The sequence below is a fragment of the Pseudomonas sp. GYB4201 genome (assembly GCF_056312595.1).
Genome location: NZ_JBWGIG010000078.1, coordinates 1 through 7,524, shown reverse-complemented (window position 1 = coordinate 7,524; position 7,524 = coordinate 1). Strand labels below are relative to the sequence as shown.

Genomic DNA, 7,524 nt, shown 5'->3' with positions numbered 1-7,524 from the left:
CATAGACCGCGTCGCCTGCATCGCGGCCAAGGCCGGCTCCTACCACGACCGGCGTAGGAGCCGACTTTAGTCGCGATGCAGACGACGCCATTTTCCAGACAGTTGCTGCTACGCGATACCTGCGCACACCGCCCCCGTAGCAGCGGCCGCAGGCCGCGTCCGCAGGCACCGCGCATGGCCAGGCACACCGCGTGGCGCGGGACGCAGCCTGCGGCAGCTGCTACGGGGTGGGTGAAATGTAAATGTTATGATATAACATTATGACATTACTCGATCAGGGCTTTTCTTGATGCACCCTTCACCGCGACGCTCTACCTCCCGCCTGCGCATGACCCCACTCGCCGCCGCCTTGCTTATCGCCTCCCCCGTCAAGGCCATTGAGCTGGAATCACAAGTCATCACCGCCAACCCGCTGGGCAACACGCAACTGGCGGCGCCCAGCACGGTGCTGGAGGGCGACAGCCTGACCCTGGCGCAAAAAGGCAGCCTGGGCGAGACGCTCAACGGCCAGCCCGGCGTGTCCTCTTCCTATTTTGGCCCGGGCGCCAGCCGGCCGATCATTCGTGGCCAGGACGGCGACCGCATTCGCCTGCTGCAGAACGGCGTGGGCGCGCTGGACGCCTCGTCGCTGTCCTATGACCATGCCGTGCCGCTGGACCCGATCAACGTCGACCGCGTGGAAATCATCCGCGGCCCGGCCGCGCTGTTGTACGGCGGCAGCGCCATCGGCGGCGTGGTCAACACCTTCGACAACCGCATTCCCACCGAGGCCATCGACGGCATTCATGGCGCCGGCGAGCTGCGCTACGGCGGCGCCGACACCACCCGCAGCAGCGCCGGCAAGCTGGAAGTGGGCGACGGTACTTTCGCCCTGCACCTGGACGCCAGCGCCCGCAGCTTCAACGACCTGAGCATCCCCGGCTTCGCCCACAGCGCCAGCCAGCGCGCCAGCGAGGACGCTGACGACAACGGCGGCAAGCACCACCTGGCCAACAGCGACGGCCGCCAGGACAACGGCGCCATCGGCGGCTCCTACACCTGGGACCACGGCTACGCGGGGGTGTCGTACAGCAACTACGACAGCAACTACGGCTCGCCGGCCGAAGACGACGTGCGCATCCGCATGCAGCAGGAGCACTACGCCTTCGCCTCCGAGGTGCGCGACCTGGATGGCCCATTCACCTCGGTGAAGGTCAACGCCGGCTACACCGACTACAAGCACAGCGAAATCGAGGACGGCGAGGTCGGCACCACCTTCAAGAACAAGGGCTACGAAGCGCGCATCGAGGCCCGCCACCAGCCCATCGGCCCGCTGGAGGGCGTGGTCGGCGCGCAGGTGAACCGCAGCCAGTTCCAGGCCCTGGGCGAAGAAGCCTTCGTGCCGCAGACCGACACCGACGCCACCGCGCTGTTCATCCTCGAAGACTGGCAAGCCACCGACCGCCTCAAGCTGAACCTGGGCGGCCGCCTGGAGCACACCCGCGTGGCCCCCGACGCCCAGGGCAACGAGCGCTTCGAAGCCGCCGACCGCAGCAGCACCTTCACCGCCGGCAGCCTGTCCTCTGGCGCGGTGTACAGCCTGACGCCGGTCTGGTCGCTGGCCGCCACCCTGGCCTACACCGAGCGCGCGCCCACCTTCTACGAGCTGTACGCCAACGGCGCCCACGTGGCCACCGGCACCTATGAGGTGGGCGACGCCAACCTGTCCAAGGAAAAAGCCGTGTCCAGCGACCTGGCCCTGCGCTTCGACAACGGCGTGCACAAGGGCAGCGTCGGCGTGTTCTACAGCCACTTCGCCAACTACATCGGCCTGCTGGGCACCGGGCGCACCCTCAACGACGACGGCCAGGAGGACGCCAGCGGCATCCCCGAGTACACCTACTCGGGCGTGCGCGCCCGCTTCGCTGGCGTCGAGGCCCAGGACCACTGGAGCCTGGGCGAAAACGCCTACGGCAAGTGGGCGCTGGAGCTGTCCGGCGACTACACCCGCGCCACCAACCTGGACACCGGCGAAGCCCTGCCGCGCATCGCCCCGCTGCGCCTGAACAGCGGCCTGTTGTGGGAGAAGGACCGCTGGCAGGCCCGCGTGGACGTCCAGCACGCCAACGCCCAGCACCAGGTGCCCGCCAACGAGACCAGCACCGACGGCTACACCACCCTGGGTGCCAGCGCCGGCTACCGCTTCGACATTGGCCGCAGCCAGTGGCTGGCGTTCGTGAAGGGCGAAAACCTCACCAACCAGACCGTGCGCTACGCCAGCTCGATCCTGCGCGACATCGCGCCGGCGCCGGGGCGCAGCCTTGAGGTGGGCTTGCGCACCACCTTCTAAGCCACGCGGGTGGGCAGGTTTCACTGCCCACCTAACACGCAACGTTATAACCTTTTTGGATGCAAGCATGCCGAGACAACTGAGCAGCCCCGCGCTGTCCATCCTGCCCCAGGCCCTTGAGGACGACGTCAACCTGGCCATCTGGGAGCGCCAGCTACCGGTGCACATCACCACCTTTGCCGAGAGCGTGATTGCCACCGGCCTGCCCTACGCCGAGTCCCGCGCCGTGGCCGTGAACGACGACCACCCGCCGCTGCTGGCCGACCTGGCCAGCGAGTGGCGCGACGTGGAAGGCCATGCCGGCTTCGTCGCCGACGTGACCTGGCTGACCCACGCATTCGCCTGCCTGACCGGGGCGACGCGCGTGGGCCTGCGCATTCGTGCGCTGAACAAGGCCATGTGCCCGCGCTACCACGTGGACTGGGTGTCGCTGCGCCTGATCACCACCTACGCCGGGGTGGGCAGCCAGTGGCTGGAAGAAGGCGCCATGCCCCGCGAACAGCTGGGCGACCCGGCTGCCGAGCCGTGCCTGCCACCACGGCAACTGCAGGCGGGCAGCGTCGCGCTGTTCAAGGGCGAGCGTTGGGAAGGGAATGAGGGGCGCGGGATCATCCACCGTTCGCCGCCGGTGCCGGGCAACGCCGGGCGGCTGCTGATGACCCTGGATTGGCTGGGCTGAGGCCATGGCTGCGGTGGGTTCCCAGTTGCGAAAATAGAGCGGCATCCGCCTGCATCCACTTCGCCTCGGGCTCCGTACATTCAATTACCTTCAGCCGAAGGACAAGAATCAAGGAGTTCCATCATGCTCAAATTTGCCCAACGCCTCACCACCGCCTGCTTCGCCGCGCTGTGCCTGGTGGCCGCGCCAGTGTTTGCCGCCGACACCGTCATGGTCGGCGGCGCGGCCATGTACCCGACCAAGACCATCGTCGAGAACGCCGTCAACTCCAACGACCACACCACCCTGGTGGCGGCAGTGAAAGCGGCCGGGCTGGTGGACACCCTCAACGGCAAGGGGCCGTTCACGGTGTTCGCGCCCACCAACGAAGCCTTCGCCAAACTGCCCGCCGGCACCGTGGACACCCTGGTCAAGCCTGAGCACAAGGCCGACCTGACCAAGATTCTCACCTACCACGTGGTGGCCGGCACCCACACCGCCAGCCAGCTGATGGCAGACGCCAAGGCCCACGGCGGCAAGGCCGTGCTGAAGACCGTGCAGGGCGAAACCCTGACCGTCATGGCCCATGACGGCAAGCTGTGGGTCATGGACGCCAAGGGCGGCAAGGCTGCGGTGACCATCGCCGACGTGATGCAATCCAACGGCGTGATCCACGTGGTGGACACCGTGCTGATGCCCAAATAACGCCCCGTAGCAGCGGCCAAAGGCCGCGTCCGCACCTACCCCGCCGCGCGCAACGCCTGCAGACAACGCCGATGCCGCTGCTGCGCGGCGAAGGTCACCTGGGGTACCAACCACAGGTTTTCCCCCGGCAGGCATTGCGCCAAGCGCGCCACCGCCAGCGGGCTCAACGCCCCCAACCGGGGGTAGCCACCGATGGTCTGCCGGTCATTGAGCAAGATGATCGGCTGGCCATCGGGCGGCACCTGCACCGCCCCCAACGGAATGCCTTCCGACACCAGCCCTGGGCCGTCGTAGCGCAACGGCGTGCCCGTCAGGCGCACGCCCATGCGGTCGCTGCGGGTGTCCACGGTCCAGGCCTGATCGAACGCATCGAACAGGCTCTGCCCGCCGAAACTGCCCGCCTGGGCGCCGAGGATCAGCTCCAGCCGCGCCGGCGCGCGCAGGTCCGGGATCAGCGCCGGCGGCACCGCGCGTATCACGCTGGCCTGCCCTTCCCAAGTCAGCCGATCACCCACCTGCAACCCGCTGCCATGGCCGTCCAGGCCCCCGACGCCCTCGCGGGCAATGGTGGCGCAGCTGCCCGCCAGCAACGGCGCACGCACCCCACCCGGCACCGCCAGGTAGGCGCGCAGGCCCAGCCGCGGGCTGGCGAAACACAGGTGCTGCCCAGCGCGCACCTTGAACGGCCGCCACACGTCCAGCAACTGGCCGTCCAGGGTTGCCCCCAGGTCCGCACCCGTCAGTGCCAGCCAGCCCTCACCCTCGCAGCGCAGTTGCAGGCCGCCGAGGGTGACCTCCACCACGGCGGCGTCCAGGCGGTTGCCCAGCATCCAGTTGGCCCAGTGCTGGGCCAGCCAGTCCAGGGCGCCGCCCTGGGTCAGGCCCAGGTGGCGCACGCCGAAGCGCCCGCCGTCCTGCACGCTGGCCTGGGGGCCGGCCTTTTCCACGATCAGTGCAGTCATGCCTGTGCCTCCATGGGCGTGTCATCGCCACCCAGGCGAAGGAATTCGTCGCGTTGCACCGGCACGAAACGCACCCGGTCGCCGGGGCGCAGCAGGCTGAAGCCTTCCAGGGCCGGGTCGAACAACCGCGCCGGGCTGCGCCCCACCAGGTTCCAGCCGCCGGGCGAGACCGCCGGGTAGATGGCCGTCTGCCGCTCGGCGATGCCGACGCTGCCGGCCGCCACGCGCTGGCGGGGGGTGCCCAGGCGCGGGCTGGCCAGCCGTGGGTCGACCAGGCCCATGAACCCAAACCCTGGGGCAAAGCCCAGGGCAAACACCGCGTAGGCGCGGCCGCTGTGCAGGGCAATCACCTGGTCCACCGACAAGCTGCGCTGGCGCGCCAAGGCCTCAAGGTCGGGGCCGACGCTGGGGTGGTACCACACTGGCAGCGCCAGCTCGCGGCCGCTGTCGGCGGCAGCCGGCTCAAGGTCGGTCAGCGCCTGCTCGCACAGGGCCCGGGCCTGGGCGTCGTCCAGCTGGGCCAGGTCATACTGCAGCATCAACGTGGTGTAGGACGGCACCAGCTCCACCAGGGCCTCGCCGAACGTGGCGCGCAGGCGCTGCGCCGCGGCCAGCAACCACGGCACGTTAGCCTCGTCGATCACCTCGAACAGGCGCAGGGTCAGGCTGTCGATGGCCGCGACTTCGATGCGCGCCTTCATGCCGGCAAGCCATCCAGCGCCTGGCGGATCTGCCGCACCGCTGCCACCGACGCCGGGTTGTCACCGTGCACGCACAGGGTGTCGACGTGCAGGCGCAGGGCGCTGCCGTCACGGGTAACCAACGGCTCGCCACGGGCCAGGCCCAGGGCCTGGGCCACCACCTGGGCCGGGTCGTGGTGCACGGCGCCCGGCAGGCGCCGGCTGACCAGCTGGCCGTCGGGCTCGTAGGCACGGTCGGCGAAGGCTTCGAACCACAGTTGCAGGCCCAGTTCATCGGCCAGCGCCTGGCTGGCGCGGGTGTCGGCGGTGGCCATCAGCATCAGCGGCAGCTGCGGGTCGAAGGCGCGCACGGCACGCATCACCGCGCCCAGGCGCACCGGGTCGGCCATCATGTCGTTGTACAGCGCGCCATGAGGCTTGACGTATTGCACGCGGCTGCCCTCGGCACGGCACATGGCGTCCAGGGCGCCGACCTGGTAAAGCACCAGGTCTTCGATCTCCTGCGCCGAGCAGGCCATGCTGCGCCGGCCGAAGCCCACCAGGTCGGGGTACGCCGGGTGCGCGCCGATGCGCACCTGGTGGCTCGCGGCCAGGGCCACGGTGCGGCGCATGGTGCCGGGGTCGCCGGCGTGGTAGCCGCAGGCGATGTTGGCGCAGTCGATCAGCGGCATCACCTCGGCGTCCAGGCCCATGGACCAGGCGCCAAAGCTTTCGCCGATATCGCAGTTGAGCAAGGGGCGTTTCATGGGGAGCACTCCGCAGGTAGCTGATGGGTAAATTGTTCACACGCCGCCCGTGCAGGGTCCAACGGATTATTCGCGGTACAGGTGATAAACAAAGTCGATCACCGCTATGATGAACGCCCGCCCGCCGGAAGCCGCCGCCATGAACCTCAAGTTCCTCGAAACCTTTATCTGGGTCGCGCGCCTGGGCAGTTTCCGGCTGGCCGCGCAGAAGCTGTTCAGCACCCAGGCGGCGGTGTCCAACCGCATCGCCGCGCTGGAGGACGAACTGGGCGTGCGCCTGTTCGAGCGCGACGCCCGCGGCGCCACCGTGACCCCGCGCGGCCAGGCCCTGCTCAGCTATGCCGAGCAGGTGCTGGACAGCACCCAGGCGCTGCGCCAGGCGGTGGACGCCGGCCACCCCGGGCGGGTGCGCGTGGGGGTGATGGAAAGCGTGATCCACACCTGGCTGGGGCCGTTCATCCAGCGCATCGACGCCCTGCGCCCGGCCCTGGAGTTGGACCTGCAGGCCGACACCGCGCGCAACCTGGCCGAGCAGTTGCGGCGCGGCCAGCTGGACCTGGTGCTGCAGACCGACCCGCTGCCCGACGAGGGCTTGCGCAATGCCCACCTGGCCAGCTACCCCATGGCCTGGCTGGCCCGCCCCGGCAGCGCCCACCAGGCCGACAGCCTGGCGCTGCTGGCCAACCAGCGACTGATCACCTTTTCCCGTCACTCGCGCCCGCACCAGGACCTGCTCGGCCTGCTGCACGCCCACGGCCTGCGTGCACCACGGTTGTGCTGCATCAACTCGGTGGCAGCCATGGAACGCCTGCTGGCCGAGGACTTCGGCATCGCCGCCCTGCCCCCGGCGCTGGTCAGCAGCGCGCTGGCTGCCGGCAGCCTGCAGTGCCTGGACGTGCAACCGGCCCCGGCGGACCTTGAGATGTTCGCCAGCTGGCGCGCCGGCGTCGGCCTGGAGACCGTGGAAAGCCTGGTAGGCCTGGCACGCGAGGCCGCCGCCGAACACGCCCGGGGATTGCGCCCCGGCCAGGTGCACCTGCGCTAAACAAGGGCACCACAACAAACCACGTAGCAGCAACTGTCTTGAAATGACGTCGTCTGCATCGCGACTAAAGTCGGCTCCTACACTATTCGTGGTAGGAGCCGGCCTTGGCCGCGATGCAGGCGACGCGGTCTATGGGGTATCCACGTTCGCGTAGCAGCTGCCGAAGGCTGCGTCCCGCGGCGGTCCTGCGTTGCTCCAGGACGCGGCCTGTGGCCGCTGCTACAGGTGCGATGTGCGCAGGACTTCGCGTAGCCGCTGCCGCCAGGCTGCGCTGGCCTCTGAGTGCCCTGAAGATCTTCAGCGAGAGTGACGGCCTGCGCAGCCTGCGGCAGCGGCTACAGATTCGCCTAGCAACTGTCTTGCCCAGTCAATGACGTC

General features: G+C 69.0%; 7 protein-coding genes. 4 read left to right on the top strand and 3 right to left on the bottom strand.

The annotated features are described in order from the left end of the window. Positions 1-289: 289 nt before the first annotated feature. From AC0Z2B_RS32335 to AC0Z2B_RS32325, 3 genes are all read left to right on the top strand, one after another. Positions 290-2,329, top strand: a complete 2,040-nt coding sequence (locus AC0Z2B_RS32335) for a TonB-dependent receptor (protein WP_476302224.1) — start codon at positions 290-292, stop codon at positions 2,327-2,329. Between the two features lie 67 nt (positions 2,330-2,396). After that, a complete protein-coding gene (locus tag AC0Z2B_RS32330) occupies positions 2,397-3,008 on the top strand; it encodes a DUF1826 domain-containing protein (RefSeq protein ID WP_476302222.1) in 612 nt (203 codons plus the stop codon). 123 nt (positions 3,009-3,131) lie between these two features. Further along, the gene (locus AC0Z2B_RS32325; protein ID WP_476302220.1) at positions 3,132-3,692 is read left to right on the top strand and encodes a fasciclin domain-containing protein; all 561 of its coding nucleotides are present in this window, start codon (positions 3,132-3,134) and stop codon (positions 3,690-3,692) included. A gap of 35 nt (positions 3,693-3,727) precedes the next feature. Here AC0Z2B_RS32325 and AC0Z2B_RS32320 read toward each other — a convergent pair whose 3' ends face one another. The 3 genes from AC0Z2B_RS32320 to AC0Z2B_RS32310 are packed head-to-tail and all read right to left on the bottom strand — an operon-like array spanning position 3,728 to position 6,101. Continuing rightward, positions 3,728-4,654, bottom strand: a complete 927-nt coding sequence (locus AC0Z2B_RS32320) for a 5-oxoprolinase subunit C family protein (protein ID WP_476302218.1) — start codon at positions 4,652-4,654, stop codon at positions 3,728-3,730. Next, a complete protein-coding gene (gene pxpB, locus AC0Z2B_RS32315) occupies positions 4,651-5,355 on the bottom strand; it encodes a 5-oxoprolinase subunit PxpB (RefSeq protein WP_476302216.1) in 705 nt (234 codons plus the stop codon). The genes AC0Z2B_RS32320 and pxpB overlap by 4 nt, the downstream gene beginning before the upstream one ends. Continuing rightward, on the bottom strand, positions 5,352-6,101 hold the full coding sequence (locus tag AC0Z2B_RS32310; protein WP_476302214.1) for a 5-oxoprolinase subunit PxpA: 750 nt from the start codon (positions 6,099-6,101) through the stop codon (positions 5,352-5,354). The genes pxpB and AC0Z2B_RS32310 overlap by 4 nt, the downstream gene beginning before the upstream one ends. 139 nt (positions 6,102-6,240) lie before the next feature. Here AC0Z2B_RS32310 and AC0Z2B_RS32305 point away from each other — a divergent pair, with 139 nt between their 5' ends. Beyond that, a complete protein-coding gene (locus AC0Z2B_RS32305; protein WP_476302227.1) occupies positions 6,241-7,146 on the top strand; it encodes a LysR family transcriptional regulator in 906 nt (301 codons plus the stop codon). Positions 7,147-7,524: the final 378 nt, after the last annotated feature.